Source organism: Streptomyces sp. Y20, from assembly GCF_043195475.1.
Taxonomy (GTDB): domain Bacteria; phylum Actinomycetota; class Actinomycetes; order Streptomycetales; family Streptomycetaceae; genus Streptomyces.
The window spans coordinates 393,848-418,905 of sequence record NZ_JBIDDP010000001.1 but is presented as its reverse complement, the minus strand read 5'-3'; the positions used below and the strand labels follow the sequence as shown (position 1 = coordinate 418,905).

Genomic DNA, 25,058 nt, shown 5'->3' with positions numbered 1-25,058 from the left:
GGGCTCCTGCACAACACTGCTCCTCACGGCTCACGGCGTTCGTGCGCGGTACGCCGTCGCTCCGGAAGCGGTGGTGGTCCGGCCCCGCGGACATCCGCCGGGGGCGGACGGCGGTGCGTCATCCCTCGCCTTGTCAGTGTGATGAAACCGCATGTATAACGTTGTAAATCAGTGCCAGGGGCTCGGCCGCACGGCTCACGGCGGCGACGCCGGACCCGCACCGGCCACCCGGGCCGAGTCGCTCAGAAGGGACGAACGTGCGGGTCAGCCTCAAGGACGTCGCCGCGCACGCGGGGGTCTCCATCAAGACCGTCTCCAACGTGGTGAACAACTACCAGCACGTCACCCCCGCCATGCGGGAACGCGTCCAGCGCTCCATCGACGCGCTCGGCTACCGGCCCAACCTGGCCGCCCGGCACCTGCGCAAGGGGCGCACGGGCATCATCGCGCTCGCGCTGCCCGAACTCGGCAACCCCTACTTCGCCGAACTCGCCGCCACCGTCATCGACGCCGCCGCCGAACACGACTACATCGTGCTGCTCGACCACACCGGCGGACGGCGCGAACAGGAGATCCTGGTCAGCCAGGGCTTCCGGGCACGGGTCATCGACGGACTGATCCTCAGCCCGATCGAACTGGAAGCCGACGACCTCGGCGACCGCACGGAGAACGTGCCGCTGGTCCTGCTCGGCGAGCGGGAGTACGACCTGCCCTACGACCACATCGCCATCGACAACATCGCCGCCGCCCGCACCGCCGTCCGGCACCTGATCGGCCTGGGCCGCCGGGAGGTCGCGTTCATCGGCGCCCGGCGCGGCCGCAGTGAGCCCGCCCAGCTGCGCGTGCGCGGCTGGCGGGAGGAACTGACCCTGGCCGGACTGCCCGCCGACGACGGGCTCGTCGCCGCCACCGACGGCTGGGGGCACGCGGAAGGCGCGGAAGCCATGGCGCGCATCCTGGAGACCGGGAGGCGCCCCGACGCGGTCTTCGCCTACAACGACCCTATGGCCATCGGTGCGATGCGGGTGCTGCACGAGTGGGGCCTGCGGGTGCCCCAGGACGTCGCGGTGGTCGGATTCGACGACGTGGTCGAAGGACGGTTCGGCGCGGTGACCCTCACGTCCGTCTCACCGGACAAGGGGGCCATCGGCCGGCGCGCGGTGGAGTCGGTGCTGGCTCGGCTCGGCGGCGAGGCTCCGGAACCGCGGCGCATCCGGGTCGACCACCGGCTGGTGGAGCGGGAGAGCACAGTGGGGCGCCGAGCGGCCGGCGGCGGCACGAACGGTTGACCGCACCGGTGGGCGTGGCGCACCCCGTGGGTGGCCGCGCCCCCTTCGGGGGCTCAGCGTCCTCGCGGCCGCGGACGGCACGCGCGACCCCGTCGGCGACGGGGGAGTGATGACCGATCGGCCTGGTACGGAGCGCGTCTTGCCCCCTTGTCCAAGGTCACATGTCGGTTACACGGCAGGGGAGTTCGCCGGGTCGGGGACGGCCGCGGCCGAGTGGCGCCTGTGACACACGGGCATCACTGAAGTCCCTGTTCAGTACGTGTTTCGAGTCGCCGCGCCGTACGCCGCCGCCGGCGGGTCGGCGGCGAGCCGGCCCGGCTCCGGCCGCATTCCGGCCTCCGGCCTGATGTCCGTACGCGGTGCACAGGGGGTTTACAGCACTCTTCCAACGATGTAAAAACCTGCTTGCGGCGGACCGGACAGCGTCCTGCGCCGGGGGAGAAGCACCGCCTGTGCTCATCTGATGCCTCCTCAGTTCCCTTCAAGCGTCGCCCGGATCGGGGTCACCATGCAGCGCACCACTCACCGTCCTCACCTCCTCACCCGTCCCGTGCTGGTCGCCCTGGCCGCAGCGGTGGCGCTGACCGCCACCGCGTGCACCAAGTCGGAGGACGACGCCTCGGGCAAGCAGCGCTCCACGGCGGCCGCGGACGGCGCCGAACAGAAGGTCGTCACGCCCGGACCCGGCAGCAAGGGCTGCACCATCGGCGCCTACGGAGCGAAGAAGACCGATCTGCGGAACGCGACCGTCGGCTTCTCCCAGTCGGAGAAGGAGGCCAACCCGTTCCGCATCGCCGAAACCCGGTCCATCAAGGACGAGGCGAAGAAACGGGGAGTCAGACTGCTGACGGCCAACGCCCAGTCGCAGTTCTCCAAGCAGATCAGCGACGTGCAGGACCTGCTCGCCAAGGGTGCCGATCTGCTGGTCGTCGCACCGCTCAACTCCGACGGCTGGGACCCGGTGCTCCAGGCCGCCGCCGCCAGGAAGGTGCCGATCGTCACGATCGACCGCAAGATCAACGCGAAAGCCTGCAAGGACTACGTCTCCTTCATCGCCTCGGACTTCGTCGAGCAGGGCCGGCGTGCCGCCGACCAGATGATCGAGGCGACGGGCGGCAAGGGCGAGGTCGCCATCCTGCTGGGTTCGGCCGGGAACAATGTCACCACCGAGCGCACCAAGGGCTTCAAGGAGCGGATCGCCGCGAAGGCCCCCGACCTGAAGATCGTCTTCGAGCAGACCGGTGACTTCGCCCGCGAGAAGGGCCAGCAGGTCACCGAGCAGCTGATCCAGTCCAAGCCGGGTATCAAGGGCATCTACGCGGAGAACGACGAGATGGGCCTGGGCGCGGTGGCCGCGCTCAAAGGTGCCGGCAAGAAGGCCGGCGACATCAAGATCGTCACGGTGGACGGCACCCGCAACGCCGTCCAGGGCATCGTCGACGGCTGGGTCAGCGGTGTCGTCGAGTCCAACCCGCGCTTCGGTCCGCTGGCGTTCCGGACGCTGGACACCTTCACCAAGGGCGGCGAGGTCCCCCAGGACATCGTCATCCAGGACAGCGCCTACAACAGCGCCAACGCCAAGCAGGACATCGGTAAGGCGTACTGACCGCCGGGTGGGCCCGATGCCGACCGGGCCCTCCGCTCGCTCACGTCACTCCCCTTCTCCCCGCTCTGCCTGGAGGCACAGGTGGCACCCCCCGCCCAGGTCCTCGCCGTCCGCGGACTGACCAGGACCTTCCCCGGTGTCCGCGCCCTCGACGGTGTGGACCTCACCCTGCGCCCCGGTGAGGTGCACGCCCTCATCGGCGAGAACGGCGCCGGCAAGTCCACTCTCATCAAGGTGCTGACCGGCGTGTACCGGGCGGACGCCGGCGACATCACCTTCCAGGGCCGGAAGGTCGCCTTCACCACGCCGCTGGAGGCCCAGAAGGCCGGCATCTCCACCATCTACCAAGAGGTCAACCTCATCCCGCTGCTGAGTGTGGCCCGCAACCTGTTCCTCGGGCGCGAGCCCCGCAACCGCCTCGGCCTGCTGGACCTGGCCCGCATGAACCGGGAGGCCGGGGAGAGGCTGCGCACCTTCGGCGTCCGGGTGGACGTCCGGCAGCCGCTGCGCACCCTCGGCGTCGGGGCCCAGCAGATGGTGGCCCTCGCCCGCGCGGTCGTTGCGGACGCCCGGATCGTCATCATGGACGAACCGACCTCCTCCCTCGAACCACGCGAGGTGGAGACACTGTTCGCGGTGATCCGCCGCCTGCGCGAGGCGGGCATCGCCGTCGTCTACGTCAGCCACCGCCTGGACGAGCTGTATACCGTGTGCGACACCGTCACCGTGCTGCGCGACGGACGCCGCGTGCACCATGGCCGGCTGGCCGACCTGCCCCGCCTCGAACTGGTCTCCACGATGCTCGGCCGCGAACTCGGCGAGGTGCGCCAGGAGGGTCTGACCAAGTTCACCGGCGACCACCACGCGGCCGGCGCCCAGCCGGTGCTGGAAGCGACGGACCTCACCGTGCCGCACAGGCTGCACGGCGTGTCCGTGAGCATCCGGCCGGGCGAGGTCGTCGGCCTCGGCGGACTGCTCGGCTCCGGGCGCACCGAGACGGCGAAGGCCATCTCCGGTGCGGTGCCGGTCCGTTCCGGCAGTGTCGTGGTCGCCGGGGTCCCGGTGCGCGGCGGCTCCACTCCCGGCGCCCTCCGGGCCGGCATCAGCCTGCTGCCCGAGGACCGCAAGAGCGAGGGCATCGTCCCCGGTCTGTCGGTCCGGGAGAACATCGCGCTGGCCGCCCTGCCCCGGCTCTCCCGCTTCGGCCTCGTGTCGGAGTCCCGTGTGGACAGCATCGTGGACACCTTCATCGAGCGGTTGCGGATCAAGGCGTCGTCACCGCACCAGAAGGCGGTGGAACTGTCCGGCGGCAACCAGCAGAAGGTACTGCTCGCCCGCTGGCTCGCGATGAACCCCAAGGTGTTGCTGCTCGACGAGCCGACGCGCGGCATCGACGTCGGCGCCAAGGCCGAGGTGCAGAAACTCGTGGACGAACTCGCCGCGGACGGCCTGGGCGTCCTGCTCATTTCCTCCGACCTGGAGGAACTGATCGAAGGATCCGACCGCGTGGTCGTACTGAAGGACGGTGCGGTCGTGGGCGAACTGACCGGCGACGACGTCACCGAGGACAAGCTGATGCGGACCATCGCCGGGGACGCCCCGGCATGGGACGCGGTGAAGGAGGAGGCGGGCACCGATGGCTGAGGCCACGCTCCGCGCCACCCCGCTGGACAGGACCGGCGTCCTGCCATGGCTGCGGACCTACGGCGTCTACGCGGGCGTTGTGCTGCTCCTGGTCGTCAACGTCCTCATCACGCCGCACTTCCTGTCCGCCGAGAACTTCCGCACCCAGGCCGTCCAGGTCGCCCCGGTGATCATCGTGGCGATCGGCATGGCCCTGGTGATCGGCACCGAGGGTGTCGATCTGTCCGTCGGTGCCGTGATGGCACTGGCGGCCTCGGTGACGGCCCTCTACCTCGGTTACGGCCTGCTGCCGGCGCTGCTGGTGGTGGCGCTGTTCGCCGCCGGCGTCGGCCTCGCCAACGGGGTGCTGGTCGCCTTCGTCGGGGTCCAGCCCATCGTCGCCACCCTCGCCCTCATGGTCGGTGGCCGCGGCCTCGCCCTGGTGCTGCTGCCCCAGCTGGAGGACGTGCGCAATCCCGCGCTGGCCTCCCTGGGGTCGGGCGACCTCCTCGGCATTCCCTATCTCATCCTGATCGCGGGCGCGCTGGCACTGCTGGTGGCCTTCGCCGTCCGCCGCACCACCTTCGGGCGCCAGCTCCTCGCCATCGGCGACAGCCGCCCCGCGGCCCGGCTCGCCGGCCTGCCCGTACGCAGGGTCCTCATCCTCGTCCACGTCGCCTGCGCGCTGCTCGCGGCCGTGGCGGGCGTGCTGGCCACCGCCCGGCTCCAGGCCAGCGACCCGACCTCGCTGGGCAACCTGATGGAACTGTCCGCCATCACCGCCGTCGTGGTCGGCGGCACCCCGCTGACCGGCGGCCGGGTCGACATCGCCGGCACGGTGGCGGGCGCGGTCCTCATCCAGCTGCTCACCGCCACCCTCATCAAGCACGATCTGCCGCCCTCCTCGACCCAGATCGCCCAGGCCATAGTGATCATCGCCGCGGTCTACGCGGCACGCGGACAGGGGAAGCGATGACCGCCACCGGGACGGACACACACACGACCACCGCGAGCGGCGAAGTGCCGGGTGGCGCGGAGCCGGTGGGCTCCGCGCGTTCCGAACGGCTGAGCGCGCTGGTCCAGCAGCACGGCGCGCTCGCGGTGCTGGTGATCGCCTGCGTCATCGCCTCGGTCGGCTTCGACACGTTCGCCACCGGCGACAACATCTCCAACATGGCGACCGGTTCGGCGTTCCTCGCCGTCATCGCCCTCGGTATGACGTTCGTCATCATCACCGGCGGCATCGACCTGTCGGTCGGTTCCCTCTTCGCGCTCGGCGGCGTCCTTTCGGCCTGGGGGTCCCGGCACGGCACCCTGGTGGCGCTGCTGCTTCCCCTCGCCGTCTGCGGCCTCATCGGCGTCGTCAACGGCCTGCTCGTCGCCCGCTCCCGGCTGGCCCCCTTCATCGTCACGCTGGCCGCCATGCTGGGGGCGCGCGGACTGATGCTGGCGCTGACGGACGAGGGTGCCGAGACGTACCTGATCGGCAAGGGCTCGTTCCTCGCCGAACTCGGCCAGGGCAGCACCCTGGGCGTCGGCAACCCGGTGTGGATCACGGTGGCGCTGTTCGCCGCCGGAGCCGTGGTGCTGCGCCGTACCCGGTTCGGGCAGCACGTGTACGCGGTCGGCGGCAACGAGGACGCGGCGGCCCTGATGGGCGCGCCCGTGGCCCGTACCAAGATCCTCGTCTACACGCTGTCCGGCGTCCTGGCCGGACTGGCCGGGGCCCTCAACGCCGCCTGGCTGGCCTCCGGCGTGACCATCCTCGGCAACGGCATGGAACTGGACGCCATCTCCGCGGTCGTGATCGGCGGCACCCTGCTGACCGGAGGCCTCGGCCACGTCAGCGGTTCCCTGGTCGGCGTCCTGCTGCTCAAGGTGATCCAGAACGTCATCAACCAGATCGGCTCCCTGGACTCCTCCTACCAGCAGGTCGTCAGTGGCGCCTTCCTGGCCGTCGTCGTGATCGCGCAGACCTGGCTGGGCCGCAAACGGCAGCTGATGTGACGAGCCCCGGACGCGGCGGCCATGCCTCTCCCGTGCCCCGGCTGCCGCGTCCGCCTCCCGGCGGTGACCGTCTTCGTGTCCGGCGGCTTGACCCCGTGTCAGTGCGGTCCTACGCTGGCACGCCAGCGGAGTTACATCGATGTAAAAGTAGGGTACGGCGCCTGCCGGTCCAGGATCGCGCGCCGATGCCCGCACGCCGGCCCGTACACCCCCACACAGCCGCCCGGCACCGTCACCGACCGGTCCCACCCGTGCGAGAGCGATCCTTGTCCGAGGAGCCCCCCATGCGCACGCAAGCCCCGGAACCGTACGTCCCCCGTGGTTGCCGTATCTGCCCGGCGCGCCGACCGTGTTCGGGCCGATCCCGACGGGACGCCCGCCGCAGGGCCCGCCACCGCCGCGGCGGCCCTGCGGACCGTCACGGCCGCCGTGGCACGTTCCGCGATTCAGCACCGGCCCGGACCCGTTCATGACGTACGGGAACGGGAACGACTGCCCGACCACCACCCAGGGCGACGGCACCGGCATGTGGCGCTCACCCTCGCTCCGGGCGCTGACGGCCACGCCGGCCGGGGACCGGGCGCAGGGGGCCGGCCGGTTCCCGTCCTGCCACCGGGCGGCTCGCCGCCCCGATGAGGACAACGATGTCGCCGAAAGAGAGGTTCGCCGTGCGCATCAGCAGACGTGAGGTCATCAGGGGCGGTGCCGCCGTCGCCGGCGCGGCCGTGCTGGGGCCGGTGACCGCGCGGCCCGCCGCGGCGGCGACCACGCCGTGGTATCCGGCCAACCGGGCGCCCCTGCAACCGTCGGCGTTCCTGCGGCTGCCACCCGGCGCGGTCCGTGCGCGCGGCTGGCTCGCCACGCAGCTCGCCCGTCAGGCCGACGGCCTGTGCGGGCACTACCCGGAGACGTCGCACTTCCTGCGGTACGAGGACACCGGATGGATCCACGCGGGCCTGGACGGCTGGGAGGAAGTCCCGTACTGGCTGCGCGGCTTCGTCGACATGGCCTACGTGACCGGTGACGCGGCCGCACTGGCCACCGCGTCGACGTGGATGGACGGAGTGCTCGCCAACCAGGCGGCCGACGGGTACTTCGGCCCGTCACGGCTGCGGACGTCCCTCGCCGGGCATGTCGACCTGTGGCCGCACATGCCGATGCTGCACGCCCTGCGCTCCTTCGCGGAGTACTCCGGCGACAGCCGCGTCGTCCCCTTCCTGACCCGGTACTTCGCCTACGTCCACGCCCAGCCCGCGGCGGTGTTCTCCGACGGGTGGGGGACCTGGCGCTGGGGCGACACCATCGACGTCGTCTACTGGCTGTACAACCGTACCGGCGACGCGTTCCTGCTCGACCTGGTGCGCAAGATCCACGCGAACTCGGCCAGATGGGCCGACGGCGTCGTCAACGGGCACAACGTCAACTTCGCGCAAGGGTTCCGCGAACCGGCCCAGTACTGGGTGCTGTCCGCCGACGCCGCCGACCGCAGCGCCACGTACCGCGACTACGCCACCATGCAGGACGCTTACGGCCGGTTCCCCGGCGGGGGTTTCGCCGGCGACGAGACCGTGCGCGCCGGCTGCGGAGACCCGCGGCAGGGGTTCGAGACGTGCGGCATCGTCGAATACATGCTCAGCCACGAGATCCTGACGCGCATCACGGGCGACCCGGTGTGGGGCGACCGCACCGAGGAACTGGCGTTCAACACGCTGCCCGCCGCACTCGACCCCGAGGGCCGGGCCACGCACTACATCACCTCGGCGAACAGCGTCGACCTGGACAACAGCGCGAAGACACGGGGCCAGTTCGCCAACGGCTGGGCGATGCAGTCCTACCGTGCCGGGGTGGACCAGTACCGCTGCTGCCCGCACAACTACGGCATGGGCTGGCCCTACTACACCGAGGAGATGTGGCTCGCCACCGCCGACGCAGGACTGTGCGCCGCGCTCTACGGCCCCTCCACCGTCACCGCCGAGGTCGGCGACGGCACCCGGGTCACCCTCACCGAGACCACCGGATACCCGTTCGACGACACGCTTGTCTTCACGCTGTCACTGCCCGCACCGGTGGCGTTCCCCCTGGTCTTCCGCATTCCCGGCTGGTGCGGCGCACCGGACCTGCGGGTCGGCGCAACAGCCGTGTCCGCCGGTCCCGGCCCTCGCTACGTCATGGTGAACCGCACCTGGGACAACGGCGACACGGTCACCCTGCGCCTGCCGATGCAGCCCCGGGTGAAGGCGTGGCCGTCCCAGCGCAACGCCGTGTCCGTCGACTACGGGCCCCTGGGCTTCTCGCTGGCCGTCACCGAGAACTGGGTGCGGACCGGCGGCAGTGCACGGTTCCCCGAATACGACGTCCACGCCGGCTCCGCCTGGAACTACGGCCTGACGCCCCATCAGGAGCTCAGCGTGTCCACCGGGGGCAGCGTCGACGATCCCTTCACCACGGCGGGCGCACCGGTCCGGATCACCGCGCAGGCCCAGCGCATCGACGCCTGGCGGGCCGACAGCCAGAACGTCGTCACCCCGCTCCAGGACGGACCCGTCGCGTCCTCCGCTCCCGTCGAACAGGTCACGCTCATCCCGATGGGCGCGGCACGTCTGCGCATCACCTCCTTCCCTCAGACCGGCGGCAGCCGCCAGTGGCAGTCCGGCACCGGCGCCGCCTTCCGCATCCAGAACCGCAACTCCGGCAAGGTCCTGGGTGTGGACCGCATGTCCACCGCCGACTCGGCGGACGTCGTGCAGTACGGCGACAACGGCACGGCCGACCACCTGTGGTACCTGCTCGGCGCCGGCGATGGCTACTACAAGGTCCAGAACGCCAATTCCGGCAGGCTGCTGGCGGTGGACCGGATGTCCACGGAGGACTCCGCCCGGGTGGTGCAGTACGAGGACAACGGCACCGACGACCACCTGTGGCAGCCGCTCGACAGCGGCAACGGCCATGTGCGGCTGCGCAACAGGAACAGCGGCAAGGTCCTGGGTGTGGCGGGGATGTCCACGGCCGATTCCGCGCGGGCCGCGCAGTTCACCGACGACGGCGGCGCGGACCACGACTGGCGGTTCGTCCCCGACGGCCGGGTCGGTATCGAGAACGTCAACTCCGGCAGGCTGCTGGCGGTGGACCGGATGTCCACGGAGGACTCCGCCCGGGTGGTGCAGTACGAGGACAACGGCACTCCCGATCACCTGTGGACGTTCCTGCCCGACGCCGACGGCTGGTTCCGCGTACGCAACGTCAACTCGGGCAAGGTGCTCGGGGTCGCCGGGATGTCGACCGCTGACTCGGCGCAGGTCGTGCAGTTCACCGACAACGGCACCGACGACCACCTGTGGCGGCTCGTCCACGATGCCGACGGGGCCTTCCGCATCCGGAACCGCAACTCCGGCAAGGTCCTGGCCGTGCACGACGCATCCACCGACAACTCCGCGAACGTCGAGCAGTTCCAGGACAACGGGACCCCCGACCACCTCTGGCGCTTCCGGTAAACCCGCCACGACACAAAGGAATGTCATGTATCCAACAAGAGTTGCCGTCGGTGACACAGGTGCACCGGACGACCGGGGACCGATGCGCGGACGGGGGAGGACCGTGGCGGCCGCGCTGGCCACGCTCGTCCTCGCCCTCGGCGTCCTGATCGGTGTCCCCTCCGTGTCGCGGGCGGCGGGCTCACTGCCGTGCGACGTCTACGGCGCTGCCGGCACCCCCTGCGTCGCCGCGCACAGTTCGACGCGCGCCCTGCTGTCCTCGTACAACGGCCCCCTGTACCAGGTCACCCGTGCCTCGGACGGGGCCCGGGCCGACATCGGGCTGCTGTCCCAGGGCGGTTACGCGGACGCCGGCCGGCAGGACACGTTCTGCCGGAACACCACGTGCCGCATCACGAAGGTCTACGACCAGACGTCACGGCACAACGATCTCACTCCGGGCCCCGCCGGCACCTCGGGCATGGGCGCCGACCGCGGCGCGGACGCGAGCGAGATCGCCGTCACGGCCGGCGGCCACAAGGCGTACGGCATCTGGATCTCACCCGGCGTCGGCTACCGCTACACCGGGGTGGCGTCCGGCGTCGCCGTCGACGGCCAGCCGGAGGGCGCCTACATGGTGGCCAGCGGCACACACGTCGGCTCCGACTGCTGCTTCGACTACGGCAACGCCGAGAGCACCCCGGCCGACACCGGCAACGGTCACATGGACGCGGTGAGCATCGCGACCACGTGCTACTTCTCGCCGTGCAGCGGCTCCGGCCCCTGGGTCGAGGCCGACCTGGAGAACGGCATGTTCCAGGGGGACAACGGGTCCAACACCGCGAACCGCGGGAACAGCACCCCGTTCGTCACGGCGGTGCTGAAGAACGACGGACAGACCAGGTACGCGCTCAAGGGCGGCGACAGCCGCTCCGGCGGGCTCTCGACCTGGTGGGACGGCGCACTGCCCACGCGCGGCGGTTACCGGCCCATGCACCAGGAGGGCGGCATCATCCTGGGCACCGGCGGCGACAACAGCAACTGGAACAGGGGCACCTTCTTCGAGGGCGTGATGGTCGCCGGCTATCCGACCGACGCCGCCGAGAACGCCGTCCAGGCGAACGTCGTATCCGTCGGCTACGCCGGTGAGACGGACGTGCCCGACGGACCTCAGGGCACGATCACGGGGCCGGGCGGCAAGTGCGTCGACGCCGCCGCCGACGACACCGGTGGCAACGGCACGGCGGTACAGCTGTGGGACTGCCAGTCCTGGGCCGAGGACCAGCACTGGCAGCACAACGCCGACGGCTCCCTGAGCACGATCGGCAAGTGCCTGGACATCGAGGGCAACGGCACGGCGGGTGGCGCCCAGGTGCAGCTGTGGGACTGCGACGGCGCCGGCGGTCAGAAGTGGGTGCAGCAGGCCGACGGCTCGCTCCGCAACCCCCAGTCGGGCCGCTGCCTGGACTCGCCCAGCGGCGCGACCGCCAACGGCACCCGTCTGCAGATCTGGGACTGCAACGGCGCCGCAGCGCAGAAGTTCTCCGTGGGCGGTGGCGCCCCGGTCGGCGGTCCGGGTGCCAAGTGCGTCGACGTGGCGGGCGACGACAGCGGCGGGAACGGCACGGCGGTACAGCTGTGGGACTGCCAGTCCTGGGCCGTGGACCAGCACTGGTACCACAACGCCAACGGCTCGCTGAGAACGCTGGGCCGTTGCCTGGACATCAACGGCAACGGCACGGCGGACGGCACCCAGGTCGAACTCTGGGACTGCAACGGCGCCGGCGGCCAGGTCTGGAACCAGCGGTCCGACGGCTCACTGGTCAACCCCCAGTCGGGCCGCTGCCTCGACGCGCCCAGCGGCGCGACCGCCAACGGCACCCGCCTCCAGATCTGGGACTGCAACGGTTCCATCGCCCAGAAGTTCACACTGACCTGAGAAGCCTCGCCCGTTCGCCCGCGCGGGCGAACGGATGGCCGGCAGCCAGGACCGCCGGACGTCCGTTCGCCCGCGCCCCGATCCTTCCGGGCCGGGGTGGGTCGTGCGGCGTCTTGGACACGGGCGGACATGGCGCGGGTCATGCCGGGGACGTCGCGCCGAGGACGGCGGCCAGGCGCTGGAGGCCGGCTTGCGGGCGGTCATGTGGACGGTGCGGCCGACGGTGACGATCGGGATGGTGACCGTCGGCCCCGGGGACCGGTCGAGGAGACCAGCAATCCGCGAAGCCCGCCGAATGGCAGAAATCGCTCTCTATCATCGACCACCGGCCTCGGTGACGTTCGGTCGCTGGGATGCTTTCATGGCCTTCGGCTGGGAGCCGCGCTCGCTCGCCGGGCGTGGGAGTGCCTTTTGCCGCAACCCTGATCGCTCACGCAGGAAGCGGCGATGACGGCCGGACCCAACCACGTGCCTCGAGCGTGGTCCGACTCGGTCGGCCGAGTCACCATCGGGCAGCTCCGAACCGGCTGTTGTCCCGCCGCGCCCCCCGGCCTCGCCGTACTGGTCGCAGCGGTTTCCCCCCGGGACAGGCAACCGCAGGGCATCGAGGCCGTCCACGACTGATCGGGCGACGGGCAACACGCGGTCAGGCGGAGCGGGAGGGCTGCGAGGTCTTCACGTCCTCGCGGCCGGTGGAGCGGTGGGCGGCTTCCACGGTGGGGTAGAGGGGGAACAACGAGTCGAGACCGAGCAGGCGCAGGGTCTGCTGGTAGTGGTCGCCGAGGGCGGCCAGCCGCAGGCTGCCGTCGTGCTCATCGAGGAGGCGCAACAGCAGGATGAGCATGCTGATGGCGGAGCTGTCCAGGTACTGGACGGTGGAGGCGTCCAGGATCAGGGTGCGGCAGCCCTGCCTGATCAGGTCCTCGCACTGGGCACCGACCATGGAGGCGTTGTCGTAGTCGATCTCCTGCGGCAGCTGCGCCACCATGGTGTCCCCGTGTTGCATCCGCACCGTGATCATGCGTAACGCGCTCCCGTCCCGACCCGATTCGATCCCTTTGTGTCCCGGACACTCCTACCCCGGACCTGATTTCCCACCCAAGGTCGAGAGTCGGAGCCTGATCCTACTCAGCGGCTCGCGGCCCGTGAGCCGTCCAGGGGCTGGCGACCGGAGAAGAGGGAGGGGGCGGTCAGGTGTCGATTCGCCTTCGGTGCACGCGTCGATGGGGAAGGTCTCCCGGCATCCGAGGATTCGGGAACCTTCCCCATCTCACAGCTTGGGCTCAGCCGGATTTCTCCGCGCGCTCCGGTTCGGCCGTTCTCCCCGGGTCGAACGGCGAAGAGGTGTTCAGCGGGACTCGTCGTAGGGGTCGCGGCTGCCGGACTTGGCCAGACCGCGGCTGATCATGTAACCGACGGACAGGATCACGACGTAGAGCCACGCCTTGTCGGCGCGGAAGTAGTCGGCGTGGCCGTCATCGTCCCCCACGACCATGGAGGCGATGAGCACCGCGACGACCGCGGCGAGATAGGCGAAGAACTCGGTGGTCTTGAAAGCTGCCTTCGTCTCGGTCGACAGCCGACGGGTGTGGTGAACGGGCGCGTCGGTGCCGGTGTGGAGGCCCGCGTTGCCCGCCGGGTTGACAGTGCTCATGTGAAGGCACCTTTTCTTCTCGTCGTGGGGAGCGCCTGGTGGGTTTCCCGGAGAGGATGTGCGCCAAGATCGGCGCGGTCTCTCAGGAGTACCCGAACCCAGCGGGTTAAACAGGGTGTTAGGCCATGGGCACGCCAGGAGGCGGCGAGAGCGGCGGGGCCGGTCCAGGCGTCGGGGCCTGCGCCCGGCTCCACTCTGCGGTTGCCGCCGCCCGTGCCCCACCGTCGCACCGGGTGCCGTCGGCGCTGCCGTTGTTCGGACGTCCAGGCAGCGGTTGGAGTCCTGACCGCGCAGGACGCCCGTACTGCCGTCGACGGCACGGGAGTTGCCCGGAACCGTGGTGGAGACGGTCCAGGCCGGACCGGTCGGTGACGGACGGAGGCCGATTCATCGGTCCGGGTGATCGTCTTCTCCAGCGCCGACCCATCGGGGAAAGGATGGAACGGAACCACTACCGGCCGACGCACCGGCCGACGCACCGGCCGACGCACCGGCCGACGCACCGGCCGACGCACCGGCCGACGCACCGGCCGGCGGGCCCGCCTCCGCGGGTGCCGGCCGCTGGAGGAACTCCCGGAGCGGCAAGCGGCTCTCAGTACGCGGCCGGAGCGCGTGTGCCGCGTTGTGACACGGTCAGGTAGCTCACGAAGCCGATGATCGCCACCGTCCAGGCGAGGGTGACCGGCCCCAGGCCGAGGCCCAGGCCGCCGCGGGTGTGGCCGAGCGCCGTCCAGTCGGCGAGGGAGGCGCCGAGGGGGCGGGTGATGACGTACGCGGTCCAGAAGGCGGTCACCGCGTTCAGGGCGCCGAAGCGGTGGGCCAGGGCGGGGACGCAGATGGCGGCGGCGAAGAGGACCACCGACCCCAGATAGCCGAAGCCGACCGTGGCGGTGAGGTCGCCCGCGGCGGTGCCCAGGGCGAAGGTGGCGAGAACGGCCGCCCAGTAGAACGCTTCGCGGCGGCGCGTCCGGATGCTGTGGACGGACAGCGTCCGCTCGCACACGTACCAGAGCACGAACACCGCGGCCAGTACGGCCATGAAAGCCGGCGTCGACACCGCGTACGGCACGCCGAGGCCGACGTGCAGGACGTCGGCGGCCATGGTGCCGAACACGCTGACCATGACGACCGCCGTCCAGTACGCCCAGGCGACGTACCGGCGCAACGCGAACTGCACGGCCAGGGCGGCCACCAGGGCGAGCCCGCCGAACGCGACCGCCGGTACCGGCCCGAGCAACCGGGCCAGGAGGTCCGACGCCGTCTCGCCCATGCCGGTGGTCAGTACCTTGACGATCCAGAAGCAGACGGTCACCTCCGGCACCTTGTCCGCCATCCGGCGTACGGGGGCGAGGGGGCGGTCGTCGAGGACGTGCTCAGTGGTCATGATCCGCACGATGGCATTCCGCACCTGAAAGGAACCTGAACAGCATGCCCGCGGCGACGGCGTCACGTAGTACCGCGGTACGACCCGAGGGCCGCGGATCAGTCCCCGGTACCACCGGTTCGGGGCGGTTCGGTGCCTAGCGTGGTCGGTGAGGCGTCAGGGGCGGCCGATGGACGCCCGTGCCCGACAGGAAGACACACGAATGATCGACGCACAGCAGCTGACGAAGAGGTACGGCGAGAAGACGGCCGTCGACGGGCTGGACTTCGCCGTCAGACCGGGCACGGTCACCGGTTTCCTCGGGCCCAACGGCGCCGGGAAGTCGACGACCATGCGCATGATCGTCGGGCTCGACGCGCCGACGAGCGGATCCGTGACGGTCAACGGCCGCCACTACGCCCGGCACCGGGCACCGCTCCAGGAGGTCGGGGCCCTGCTGGAGGCGAAGTCGATCCATCCGGGCCGCTCGGCCCACAACCACCTGAAGGCGCTCGCGCTGACCCACGGGATTCCCGCGCGGCGGGTCGAGGAGGTCATCGACCTCGCCGGACTCGGCAGCGTGGCGAAGAAGCGGGCCGGCGCCTTCTCCCTCGGCATGGGCCAGCGGCTCGGCATCGCGGCGGCGCTGCTGGGCGATCCGCAGACGGTGATGCTGGACGAGCCGGTCAACGGACTGGACCCGGAGGGCGTCCTCTGGATCCGCAACCTGCTGAAATCGCTCGCCGACGAGGGCCGGACGGTCTTCGTGTCGTCCCACCTGATGAGTGAGATGGCCCTGGTCGCGGATCACCTGATCATCGTCGGACGGGGGCGGCTGCTGGCCGACACCACCGTGGCGGACCTCATCCGCGAGGCGGGCGGCGACACGGTGCACGTGGCCACGCAGGACCCGGCGCGGCTGCGGGACGTACTGGCCGGACCGGGCGTCGACATCACGGGCCGTATCGGTTCCGGCGGACTCCAGGTGACCGGGCTGAGCGCCCGCGAGATCGGCCTGAAGGCTGCCGAGCACGGGATCGCGCTGTTCGAACTGAGCTCGCGGACGGTATCGCTGGAGGAGGCGTTCATGGAGCTGACCAGGGATGCCGTGGAGTACCACGGCACCACGACCGTCGAGAGCCTGGAGACCGCCGGGAGGCCCGCATGAGCACGCTGACGACGACCGCCGAGGCGCCGCCGGCCGCGCCCGTCCGCCCCGCCTACCGGGTGACCGGACGGCGCGTACTGGCCTCGGAATGGGCCAAACTGTGGTCGCTGCGTTCGACCTGGATCACCCTGGGCCTCGGGCTGCTCTTCCTCGTCGCCTTCGGGCTGATCGCGTCGAGCCGCTACCGGTCCGGCATCCACTCCGGTCACCTGGACAGGGATTTCGCCGACGCGACGGCCGTGAGCCTGTCCCTCTTCGGTACCAACTTCGCCCAGCTCGCCCTGGGCGTGCTCGGCGTGCTGGTCACGGCGGGGGAGTACTCCACCGGCATGATCCGCTCGACGCTGGCGGCCGTACCGCGCCGGCTGCCCGTGCTGTGGTCCAAGGCGGCCGTCTTCGGACTGGTGGCACTGGTGGTCGGCACCCTGGGCGCCTTCGCCGCCTTCGGGTTCGGCAGCGGCATCGTCTCCGGCACGCCCGCGGCGATGAGCCTGTCGCACGCCGGAGTGCCGCGCAGTCTGCTGGGCGCCGGGCTCTACCTCGGGCTCGTCGGTGTCATCGGTGTGGCCCTGGGCGCGCTGCTGCGGTCGGTGGCCGGCGGCATCTCGGTACTGGTCGCCACGCTCATGCTGATCCCGGGCCTCGTCTCCCTGCTGCCCAGCTCCTGGCGGGACGACATCGGCCCGTACCTGCCGAGCAACGCGGGCGAGTCGCTGTTCGCCCTCACCCACGACAGCACCGCCCTGTCTCCCGCGGCCGGACTGCTGGTCTTCCTCGGCTGGACGGCGCTCGCGCTGGCGGGGGCGGCGTACCGGCTGGTGCGCAGCGACGTCTGACCGCCCGCACCATGGGCAGGTGACCACCTTGACCACCACCGAGGACGTCAACGGGATGGGACCGCTGGTCGCCCGGCTCGCCCGGGGCGGCCAGCGGCTGCGGCACGCCGACCGGGCGCATCCCTGGGTGCTGGACACCGCGGTGGTGGTGCTGGTCTTCCTGATGTTCTGCCTGCCGGACCTGCTGCACGGCGGTGCCGGAGACGGGGACGGTCCACGCCGGTTCCGGCTCGCCTTCACCCGGCTCGCCCCGTCGGCCATGCTGCTCCTGCAGGCCGGTCTCGTGCTGCCGCTGCTGTGGCGGCGGCGCAGACCCATGCCGGCCTTCGGCGTGATCGCGGCCGTCTTCGTCCTCCAGTGGTCCCTGGGCGCCGCCCTGCGCGCGGACATCGCCCTGTTCATCGCCCTGTACAGCCTGGCCCTGCACGGGCGGCTGCGGCAGCTGCCGTGGGCCTGCGGGGCCATGGCGGCCGGGATGGTGCTGGTGGCGGTGCGCGCATCGGCGGCGGTGTCCGTCTGGGACGCACTGTTCTTCCTGCTCAGCACGGCGACCGCCGCCCTGGCGCTCGGCCTGATGGTACGGATCCGCCGGGCCCAGCTCGCCGGGCTGCGGGACCGGGCGGCCCGCCTGGAGATCGAACGCGACCAGCGCAGCAGACTCGCGGCCGCCACCGAACGCGCCCGGGTGGCCCGCGAGATGCACGACATCGTCGGCCACAACCTGTCCGTCATGATCACTCTCGCCGACGCCGGTGTGTACGCCACGGACACCGCTCCCGAACGCGGCAAGGAGGCCCTGCGGCTCATCGGCGACACCGGCCGGACGGCCCTCGGTGAGTTGCGGCGCGTGCTCGGCGTCCTGCGGGAGGCGTCGGACGCTTCGGGCGGGGCGCCGGAACTCAGCCCGCAGCCCGGCGTCGCGGACCTCGCGGCCCTGTGCGATGGTGTGCGAAGCGCCGGCCTGGACGTCATCTACCGGACCGCCGGCGACGTGGAGGCCCTGGACGGCGGGGTGCAGTTGACGGTCTACCGCATCGTCCAGGAAGCCCTGACGAACACCCTCAAGCACGCCGGCCCTGGCACCCGGGTGAACCTGTCGGTCGTCGTGGAGGACACCCGGCTGGTCATCCGGGTCCGGGACGACGGCCCGGCCGGACGCCCCGGACCGCCGAACGAGGAAGGACACGGCCTGGTGGGCATGCGAGAACGAGCGGCGCTCTACGGCGGCGACGTCGGCGCCGGACCCGCGGCCGGCGGCGGATGGACGGTGGAGGCCACCCTCGACCTGACCCCCCAGGCGGGCGCCCGGTGACCACCGTGCTCATCGTGGACGACCAGCCCCTCCAGCGCTACGGCTTCCGGGTGCTGCTCGACTCCATCCCGGAGACCGAGGTGGTCGGCGAGGCCGCGCACGGCGCCGAAGCCGTCCGCAGGACCGCCGAACTGCGCCCCGACGTCGTCCTGATGGATGTGCGGATGCCCGGCATGGACGGCATCGAGGCCACCCGCCGGATCACCGCCGCCGGCGACCGCTCCCGCGTCCTTGTGCTGACCACCTTCGACCTGGACGAATACGTCCACGCCGCCTTGCGGGCCGGGGCCAGCGGCTTCCTCCTGAAGGACGCGCGCCCCGAGGAACTCCTCGCCGGCATCCGGGCCGTCGCGGCCGGGGACGCCGTCATCGCGCCGGCCCTCACCCGCCGCCTCCTGGACGAGTACGCCCAGCACGTGCCCGCTCGCCGCGGCGAGTGCGACGACCCGAGGCTGGGGTCCCTCACCGACCGCGAGCGCGAGATCCTCGTGGCCATCGGCAAGGGCTGGACCAACGGCGAGATCGCCGCCCACTTCGTCGTGTCCGAGTCCACCGTCAAGACGCATGTCGGCCGCGTCCTGTCCAAGATCGGCGCCCGCGACCGCGTCCAGGCCGTGATCTTCGCCTACGACCTCGGACTCGCCCGGCCCGGGGCCGGTTGACCGGACGGCGGGCAGCGGGGTCGTCGGCGCGGCGGCCACCCGGCCGGGCCGGTCCCGCTCGTCCGCCCCCGTCAGGCGGCGTCCGGGCGGGACAGGGGCCGAGGGCGTGTCCGTACGACCCGGTTCGCGGCCGTCTTCTGCAACAGGCCGTACGCGAGGACGGGCAGCAGCAGATGGGGCTTGTCGGGCAGCGTGGTCGTCAGCAGCACGGCACCGGCGCTGCTGTTGTTCATTCCGCACGCGAGAGTGAGGGAGGAGGAGACGGGGGCGTCGAGGCGCAGGACGCGCCCCGCGACACGGCCGGTGGCGAAGGACAGCGCGCACACGACCGCGGCCACGGCCAGCGCCGCGGCGAGCAGGAGCGGCCGGGGACGCGCGACGAAGGAACCCAGGGCGCCACTGGCGTTGACGTACGTCAGGACGAGCGAGCCGGCCAGCGCCACCGGGACGACGGTGCCCAGCAGACGGTTCAGCCGGTGACGCGGTACGACGAGCCGGCACAGGACCCCCGCCGCACAGGGTCCCACCACCCCGGTCAGGGCGAAACCGCCGCTCAGCGTGTGTCCGGCCGCGGTCATCGTGCGGGCGTACCCGCCGTCGAGCAGCGGGGCCAGCGCCTCGACGACGACGGGGATCGAGAGCGGGCTGAGCAGGGTGGACACGAGGACCAGCCCCACCATCGTCGGCTGGTCTCCCTGGCCCTTGCCGGTCCATACCGTGGCCCCGGCCGCGACCGGCATGGCGACAATCATGATCATGGCGGTCAGCAGTCCGCTCCCGCCGTCGGCGTCGGGAGAGCGGTGCAGCACGAACGCGACGAGCGGGATGATCAGCAGGGGAGCCGTGACGTGCAGCACGAGTCCGGCCACCAGTGCCCTCGGGCGGCGCAGCAGCCGGCCCAGCGCGTGCGGCGGGACCTGGAGCCCGGCCGAGAACAGCACCAGGCCCAGCAGTGCCGAGGACACGGGCAGGGGCAGCCCGGCGCCGTCACCGAGCGGCAGGGCGGGAGCGTGACGCAGCCACAGGCCCGGGGCCGGCAGGACCAGCGCGAGGAGATAGGCGAGAGCGACGGACCGGCCCAGCCGTCGGCGCAGCCAGGCGGTCGCGCGGTCGGCGCCGTCGCGGTTCGCGGGCGTGCTGTCCATAGGGGCCTACCTCCGTCGGGGGCGTGGGGCGCGGACGGGGCGTCGCTATGGCGGGGCGGGGGGCGCGGGGGCACATGGGTCCCATGATTCACGCGTGGGCCGGTGGGGGCGGGTGGGGCCGCGCGGCAGTCAGGATGTATTCAGGTTCGCGGTGGCACGGTCGGGCCCCATGACATACGAGACCTCCGAGACCGCCGGCGTCCCCAGCGCCCCGCCGGCCCCGTCCGGCCACCGCCCGCGCTGGAACAAGGTGCCCGAAGTCACCGTGTACTTCTGGGTGATCAAGGTGCTGTGCACGACGGTCGGCGAGACCGCGGCCGACATGCTCAACGAGAACCTCGGCCTGGGACTGACAGGCGTGTCGCTGCTGATGAGCGTGCTGCTGGCCGCCGTGCTCGTCGTCCAGTTCCGCACCACCGCCTACCGTCCCGGCGTCTACTGGCTCGCCGTGGCCCTGATCAGCGTCGTCGGCACGCTGATCAGTGACAACCTCACGGACAACATGGGCGTGCCGCTGACCACGAGCACCACGGTCTTCGCACTCGTCCTCGCGGTGGTGTTCGCCGTCTGGTACCGCCGTGAGCGGACGCTGTCCATCCACAGCGTCGACACCTTGAGCCGTGAGTCGTTCTACTGGCTGGCGGTGCTGTTCACCTTCGCCCTCGGCACGGCGGCCGGCGACCTGGTCGCCGAGCGCATGGACCTGGGGTACTGGGTCTCCGCGGTGCTGTTCGCCCTGGCGATCGCCGCGGTCGCGCTGGCGCACTTCGCCCTCGGTCTGAACGCGGTGTGGAGTTTCTGGATCGCCTACGTGCTGACCCGGCCGCTCGGCGCCTCGGTGGGCGACTACCTCTCCCAGCCGGCCGGCGACGGTGGCCTGGGGATGGGCACCGTGGTGACCAGCGTGCTGTTCCTCGCGGTCATCCTCGGCCTGGTCGTGTACCTGGCGGTGACCCGCAAGGACGTCATCGAGCGGGAGGGGGCGGTCACCCGGCCGGCAGGGTGACCACGAACCGGGCCCCGGGCGTGTGCCCGGGGTCGTGGAACACCTCGCCGCCGGCGGAGCGGGCCAGGCGCCGCGCGAGAGGCAGCCCGAGGCCCGCTCCGCCGTGCCCGTCGTCCGGGTCGGCCCGCCGTCCGGGCTGGAAGAGCTGCGCGACGAAGGTGTCCGGCACACCGGGCCCGTCGTCGGTGACGTCGATGCGCAGGCGACCGGGCTCCGAGGCCGTACGGACGACGACGGCCGAGCGGGCGTACCGCAGGGCGTTGGCGAGCAGCGGGCTGACGATCCGCTGGAGGAGGGCCGGTGCGACCCCTGCCCTCGGTTGCGCCTCCTCGCCGGTGACGGTCACCGTCAGGTGGTCCGGGGTGTCCAAACTTTCGGCGAGCCGGCGCAGCGTCGGCAGCGCCTCGGCCGTGCCGGGGACGACGGCCGCGCCCTCACGCGCGTCCTTCAGCAGCGTGTCGCAGATGGTGTGCATGGACTCGGCGGCTTCGGCGATGACCTGGTGGGCGGCCCGGGTCTCGTCGGGTGAGCGAGGACGGCTCTGCCACCAGTCGAGCGTGGCGATGATCCGGCTGAGCGGGGTGCGCAGTTCGTGCGAGAGTTCCCCGGTCAGCTGTCTCTCGTGGCGCAGCACGGCGCGGATGCGGTCCAGCAGCGCGTCCAGCGAGAGGCCGAGGCCGGCGAGTTCGGCAGGCCGGCGCAGGGTGCCGAACCGGTCGTCCGAGCCCACGGCGCTCCACTGGGCCGCCTGGGCGGTCATGGTGCGTACGGGGCGCAGAGCGCGGCCGACCGCCAGACGGGTCAGCGCGTAGGTGCAGGCCAGCATCACCGCGTCGAGGGCGAACGATCCGAACAGCAGGGCGTCGGCCGAGCTCCGGTAGGGGGAGAGGTCCAGGGCCGTGACGACGGTGGCCGCGTCCCTGCCCTCGGGTACCGGCTGGGAGCACAGCCGGACCGGCTCCGGCCCGGCGGCGGTCACGCAGTGCGGGCCGCCGCGCTCGGCGAGTGCGCCGGCGACACGGGTCAGCGCCGCGGCGGGGGAGGGCGGTTTCTCGAGCAGCCGGGTGCCGGCGTAGATCCACACGTTGGCGTCGAGGAGCTGGTCGTTGGAGGTCTCCAGGACGCGCACGGTCGGACCACTCGTGTCGACGGTCGTGGCGACGGCGGCGGCCCGGGCCCGCAGCTCGTCGTCGGCCTGACGCCGGAGGTGGTGGCGGACGACGGTGTTGAAGACGACGGTGAGGATCACCATCAGGAGCGTGGCGGTGGTCAGCGCCACGAGGGAGAGCCGGCCCCGCAGGGTGCGCGGAGCCAGCCGTGACGCGAGTGACCGGAACGGGATCATGACAGGCGGTGTCCGATCCCGCGGGCGGTGCCGATGGTCAGGGCACTGCCGCTGTCGCGCAGCTTGCGGCGCAGCCGGGTCAGGTACTGGTCGAGGGTGTTCTCGCTGACCTGGGCGCCCTCGGGCCAGCCCGCCCTGACCAGTTCGCGCCGGCGTACCACGTCCCCGTTCGCCGCCATGAGCCTCGCCAGCAGACGGAACTCCGTCGGGGTCAGATCGACGCGGTCGCCGTGCACGGTCAGGCTGTGCCCGACGGGGTCCAGGGCCAGGTCCCCGGCCGTGGCCGCGGGACCGGGCGCGGCGCGTCTGACGGCCGCGCGCAGCCGCGCGGCGAGTTCGGCGATGTGGAAGGGCTTGGGCAGATAGTCGTCGCCCCCGGCGGAGAATCCCGCGAGACGGTCCGTGAGGCGGTGACGGGCCGTCAGGAAGATGACCGGTGCCGCGAATCCGTTCGCGCGCATGGCCTGGCACACGTCCCGTCCGTCCGCGTCCGGCAGCCCCACGTCGAGCACGGCCGCACCGACCTCACGCGTGGCCAGCCGCAGGGCGGTGGCACCGTCCGCGGCGGGCACCGGGTCGAAGTCCTCCTCACGCAGGCCTCGCAACAGCACGTCACGCAGGATGTGATCGTCCTCCACGACCAGGATCCTGGTGCGCATGGTCCTCCGTCGGGTCGATGGGAGTGTTCGCGGGGCCGGTGAGGAACCGGTCGGGCAGCCACCAGGCCATGAGGCACACCCACAGGCCGAGCCACCCGATACCGAGGAGCCAGCCGCCGGCCACATCGGTGAACCAGTGCACCCCGAGGTAGACGCGGGTCAGCCCGACCAGCGCGCCCCAGCAGCCCGCGGCGGTGGCGAACAGGGTCCGCCCGCGCGGCTCGCGCAGGCATATCGCCGAGATCAGCAGTCCGGCGGCGAGGGTCGCGGTGGTGGTGTGCCCGGAAGGGAAGGCCCAGCCCGAAGCGTGCGTCGCCCAGTCCGCCCGGGGCGGCCGGGCCCGGGCGGCCAGCGTCATCACGCCGTACCGCACGGCCTGCCCGGAGGCCAGGCACAGGACGGCGAGGCCGGCGGCGGGCAGCCGGTGACGCGGCGTACGGACCGCGACGATCCCGGCCAGCACGGCGAGCGCGTACGGGACGGCACCCGTCCCGGTGGCGGTGAGCCCGCGGGCGAGCGCCACGGCCACGTCGGGACGGTGAGCCACGGACCAGGCGTGCAGACCTCCGTCCGTGAACAGCGGGGCTCCGTCGCCGAACACGCACAGGGCCAGCACACAGAACCCCGCCAGGGCCCCGAGGCCGACGCTCGCCGCCACATCGGCCACCTCGTCCCGGCTCACGACGCCACCAGCAGCGCACGCAGACGGGTGGCCGTGACCTGCCGGACCAGCGTGTTCGCGGGCCGGCGCAGGGCTGCCACGGCGAGCAGCGAGACCAGTGCGCCGACGGCCGCGCCGGCCGCCACGTCGTGCGGGTAGTGCACGCCGACCCAGACCCGCGACGCCGCCATCGCGCAGGCCGCGACGGCCGCGACGGCACCGAGGCGGCGGGAGACGGAGTACAGCGCCACCGCGGCCGCGAACGCGATGGCCGCGTGATTGCTGGGGAAGGACCAGTCGCCCGGTGCCGGACATGCCTCGAGGGTGCGGACGTGCAGGCTCTGACAGGGCCGCTCCTCACGCACCACCAGTTTCAGGGCGGCGTCCACGCCGTACGCCAGGACCACGATCACCGGGACCGCCAGTGCCCGCACCGCCGCCGCTGCGGCGGTGCGCCTGGCCTGCCACCAGCCGATGACCATGAGCAGCGCGAACACTCCGAGGCCGTACGTCGACCAGGCCGACACCAGGCCGTCCAGCCAGCCGGGGGAGCGGTGGGCGAGGTCCACCACGTCGGTGTAGGCGGAGCCGTCGACCGATGAGCCGCCGAAGGCGAGCGTCATCCGCGCGCCTCCTTCGCCTGGGTCCGCGCCCGGACCTTCGCCGCCCGCCGGGAGCGGGACACCTCGACGGCCAGCGGGATCAGCGACACGGCGACGATCACCGCCACGATGGGCAGCAGATACCGGTCCACGTCGGGGATCGAGGAACCCAGCGCGTAACCGGCCAGGGTCAGGCCCAGGCTCCAGACGAGACCGCCGGCCGCCTGCCAGAGGGTGAACGTCCGCGCGGGCACCCGGAGCGCGCCGGCCATCGGGTTCAGCACCGTCCGCACCACCGGCACGAAACGGGCCAGCACGATCGCCCGCGCGTGCCCGTACTTCGCCAGCAGCTCCTCGGCCCGGCGCGCCCCTTCCTGCAGCCGGGGCGAGGAGCTGCGGGCGAGCAGCGCGCCCCCCGCTCTCCTCCCGAGCAGGTAACCGCACTGCGCGCCGGCGAGGGCGCCCACGGCGGCGGCGGCCAGCAGCGGTCCGAGCGACAGCCTGACCGGGCCGGCCGTGCCCGTGCACAGCAGACCCGCGGTGAACAGCAGGGAGTCCCCGGGCAGGAAGAATCCGATCAGCAGGCCGGTCTCGGCGAAGAGCACCACTGCGACGCCCAGCACGCCGAAGGCGGCCAGCAGCGAACGGGCGTCCAGCACGTTGACCGCGAGCTGCGACGATAGGTGGACGGGTGTGGTCATCGTCGTGAGC

Annotated in this window: 21 protein-coding genes; 12 read left to right on the top strand and 9 right to left on the bottom strand. The window is 71.9% G+C overall.

Going from position 1 to position 25,058, the window contains the following annotated elements:
• Positions 1–257 precede the first annotated feature (257 nt).
• The 7 genes from ACGFT1_RS01960 to ACGFT1_RS01930 all read left to right on the top strand — a co-directional run bounded on the left by ACGFT1_RS01960 (position 258) and on the right by ACGFT1_RS01930 (position 11,934).
• Positions 258–1,289 carry a LacI family DNA-binding transcriptional regulator gene (locus ACGFT1_RS01960; protein WP_373907065.1) on the top strand — a complete coding sequence of 344 codons (1,032 nt, stop codon included), beginning with the start codon at positions 258–260 and terminating at the stop codon, positions 1,287–1,289.
• Positions 1,290–1,797: 508 nt separating this feature from the next.
• Complete coding sequence (locus tag ACGFT1_RS01955) at positions 1,798–2,895, top strand: ABC transporter substrate-binding protein (protein ID WP_373907064.1); 1,098 nt, start codon at positions 1,798–1,800, stop codon at positions 2,893–2,895.
• An 81-nt stretch (positions 2,896–2,976) separates the two neighbouring features.
• Positions 2,977–4,539 carry a sugar ABC transporter ATP-binding protein gene (locus ACGFT1_RS01950; RefSeq protein ID WP_373907063.1) on the top strand — a complete coding sequence of 521 codons (1,563 nt, stop codon included), beginning with the start codon at positions 2,977–2,979 and terminating at the stop codon, positions 4,537–4,539.
• On the top strand, positions 4,532–5,494 hold the full coding sequence (locus ACGFT1_RS01945) for an ABC transporter permease (RefSeq protein WP_373907062.1): 963 nt from the start codon (positions 4,532–4,534) through the stop codon (positions 5,492–5,494). Before ACGFT1_RS01950 ends, ACGFT1_RS01945 begins: the two co-directional genes overlap by 8 nt.
• Positions 5,491–6,525 (top strand): ABC transporter permease, encoded by a 1,035-nt coding sequence (locus ACGFT1_RS01940; RefSeq protein ID WP_373907061.1) that lies wholly within the window; start codon positions 5,491–5,493, stop codon positions 6,523–6,525. Before ACGFT1_RS01945 ends, ACGFT1_RS01940 begins: the two co-directional genes overlap by 4 nt.
• Positions 6,526–7,193: 668 nt before the next feature.
• Positions 7,194–10,016: an RICIN domain-containing protein gene (locus tag ACGFT1_RS01935; protein ID WP_373907060.1), complete on the top strand. Its 2,823-nt coding sequence runs from the start codon at positions 7,194–7,196 to the stop codon at positions 10,014–10,016.
• Between the two features lie 103 nt (positions 10,017–10,119).
• Positions 10,120–11,934, top strand: coding sequence for an arabinofuranosidase catalytic domain-containing protein (locus tag ACGFT1_RS01930; protein ID WP_373907059.1), 1,815 nt, complete (start codon positions 10,120–10,122; stop codon positions 11,932–11,934).
• A gap of 646 nt (positions 11,935–12,580) precedes the next feature.
• Here the strand turns inward: ACGFT1_RS01930 and ACGFT1_RS01925 are convergent.
• From ACGFT1_RS01925 to ACGFT1_RS01915, 3 genes are all read right to left on the bottom strand, one after another.
• A complete protein-coding gene (locus ACGFT1_RS01925) occupies positions 12,581–12,955 on the bottom strand; it encodes an STAS domain-containing protein (RefSeq protein WP_373907058.1) in 375 nt (124 codons plus the stop codon).
• Between the two features lie 327 nt (positions 12,956–13,282).
• Complete coding sequence (locus ACGFT1_RS01920; protein ID WP_373907057.1) at positions 13,283–13,588, bottom strand: hypothetical protein; 306 nt, start codon at positions 13,586–13,588, stop codon at positions 13,283–13,285.
• 592 nt (positions 13,589–14,180) lie between these two features.
• The gene (locus ACGFT1_RS01915) at positions 14,181–14,972 is read right to left on the bottom strand and encodes a hypothetical protein (protein ID WP_373907056.1); all 792 of its coding nucleotides are present in this window, start codon (positions 14,970–14,972) and stop codon (positions 14,181–14,183) included.
• A 202-nt stretch (positions 14,973–15,174) separates the two neighbouring features.
• Here ACGFT1_RS01915 and ACGFT1_RS01910 point away from each other — a divergent pair, with 202 nt between their 5' ends.
• Genes ACGFT1_RS01910 through ACGFT1_RS01895 form a run of 4 tightly spaced genes read left to right on the top strand, consistent with a single transcriptional unit; the run spans position 15,175 to position 18,929 of the window.
• A complete protein-coding gene (locus ACGFT1_RS01910; protein WP_373907055.1) occupies positions 15,175–16,119 on the top strand; it encodes an ATP-binding cassette domain-containing protein in 945 nt (314 codons plus the stop codon).
• Positions 16,116–16,955 (top strand): ABC transporter permease, encoded by an 840-nt coding sequence (locus tag ACGFT1_RS01905; protein ID WP_373907054.1) that lies wholly within the window; start codon positions 16,116–16,118, stop codon positions 16,953–16,955. The genes ACGFT1_RS01910 and ACGFT1_RS01905 overlap by 4 nt, the downstream gene beginning before the upstream one ends.
• Positions 16,956–17,010: 55 nt before the next feature.
• Positions 17,011–18,267 carry a sensor histidine kinase gene (locus ACGFT1_RS01900; protein WP_373907641.1) on the top strand — a complete coding sequence of 419 codons (1,257 nt, stop codon included), beginning with the start codon at positions 17,011–17,013 and terminating at the stop codon, positions 18,265–18,267.
• Positions 18,264–18,929, top strand: coding sequence for a response regulator (locus ACGFT1_RS01895; protein ID WP_373907053.1), 666 nt, complete (start codon positions 18,264–18,266; stop codon positions 18,927–18,929). Before ACGFT1_RS01900 ends, ACGFT1_RS01895 begins: the two co-directional genes overlap by 4 nt.
• Positions 18,930–19,000: 71 nt before the next feature.
• Here ACGFT1_RS01895 and ACGFT1_RS01890 read toward each other — a convergent pair whose 3' ends face one another.
• Positions 19,001–20,074 (bottom strand): sodium-dependent transporter, encoded by a 1,074-nt coding sequence (locus tag ACGFT1_RS01890; RefSeq protein WP_373907052.1) that lies wholly within the window; start codon positions 20,072–20,074, stop codon positions 19,001–19,003.
• 169 nt (positions 20,075–20,243) lie between these two features.
• Between ACGFT1_RS01890 and ACGFT1_RS01885 the strand changes: the two genes are divergently transcribed.
• The gene (locus ACGFT1_RS01885; RefSeq protein WP_373907051.1) at positions 20,244–21,080 is read left to right on the top strand and encodes a hypothetical protein; all 837 of its coding nucleotides are present in this window, start codon (positions 20,244–20,246) and stop codon (positions 21,078–21,080) included.
• On the opposite strand, the gene ACGFT1_RS01880 is transcribed toward ACGFT1_RS01885, so the two are convergent.
• The 5 genes from ACGFT1_RS01880 to ACGFT1_RS01860 are packed head-to-tail and all read right to left on the bottom strand — an operon-like array spanning position 21,061 to position 25,048.
• Positions 21,061–22,425 carry a sensor histidine kinase gene (locus ACGFT1_RS01880; protein ID WP_373907050.1) on the bottom strand — a complete coding sequence of 455 codons (1,365 nt, stop codon included), beginning with the start codon at positions 22,423–22,425 and terminating at the stop codon, positions 21,061–21,063. The genes ACGFT1_RS01885 and ACGFT1_RS01880 overlap by 20 nt on opposite strands.
• Complete coding sequence (locus ACGFT1_RS01875; protein ID WP_373907049.1) at positions 22,422–23,084, bottom strand: response regulator transcription factor; 663 nt, start codon at positions 23,082–23,084, stop codon at positions 22,422–22,424. The genes ACGFT1_RS01880 and ACGFT1_RS01875 overlap by 4 nt, the downstream gene beginning before the upstream one ends.
• Complete coding sequence (locus tag ACGFT1_RS01870; RefSeq protein ID WP_373907048.1) at positions 23,038–23,766, bottom strand: phosphatase PAP2 family protein; 729 nt, start codon at positions 23,764–23,766, stop codon at positions 23,038–23,040. The genes ACGFT1_RS01875 and ACGFT1_RS01870 overlap by 47 nt, the downstream gene beginning before the upstream one ends.
• The gene (locus ACGFT1_RS01865; RefSeq protein ID WP_373907047.1) at positions 23,763–24,368 is read right to left on the bottom strand and encodes a phosphatase PAP2 family protein; all 606 of its coding nucleotides are present in this window, start codon (positions 24,366–24,368) and stop codon (positions 23,763–23,765) included. Before ACGFT1_RS01865 ends, ACGFT1_RS01870 begins: the two co-directional genes overlap by 4 nt.
• Positions 24,365–25,048 carry a DedA family protein gene (locus ACGFT1_RS01860; protein WP_373907046.1) on the bottom strand — a complete coding sequence of 228 codons (684 nt, stop codon included), beginning with the start codon at positions 25,046–25,048 and terminating at the stop codon, positions 24,365–24,367. Before ACGFT1_RS01860 ends, ACGFT1_RS01865 begins: the two co-directional genes overlap by 4 nt.
• Positions 25,049–25,058: the final 10 nt, after the last annotated feature.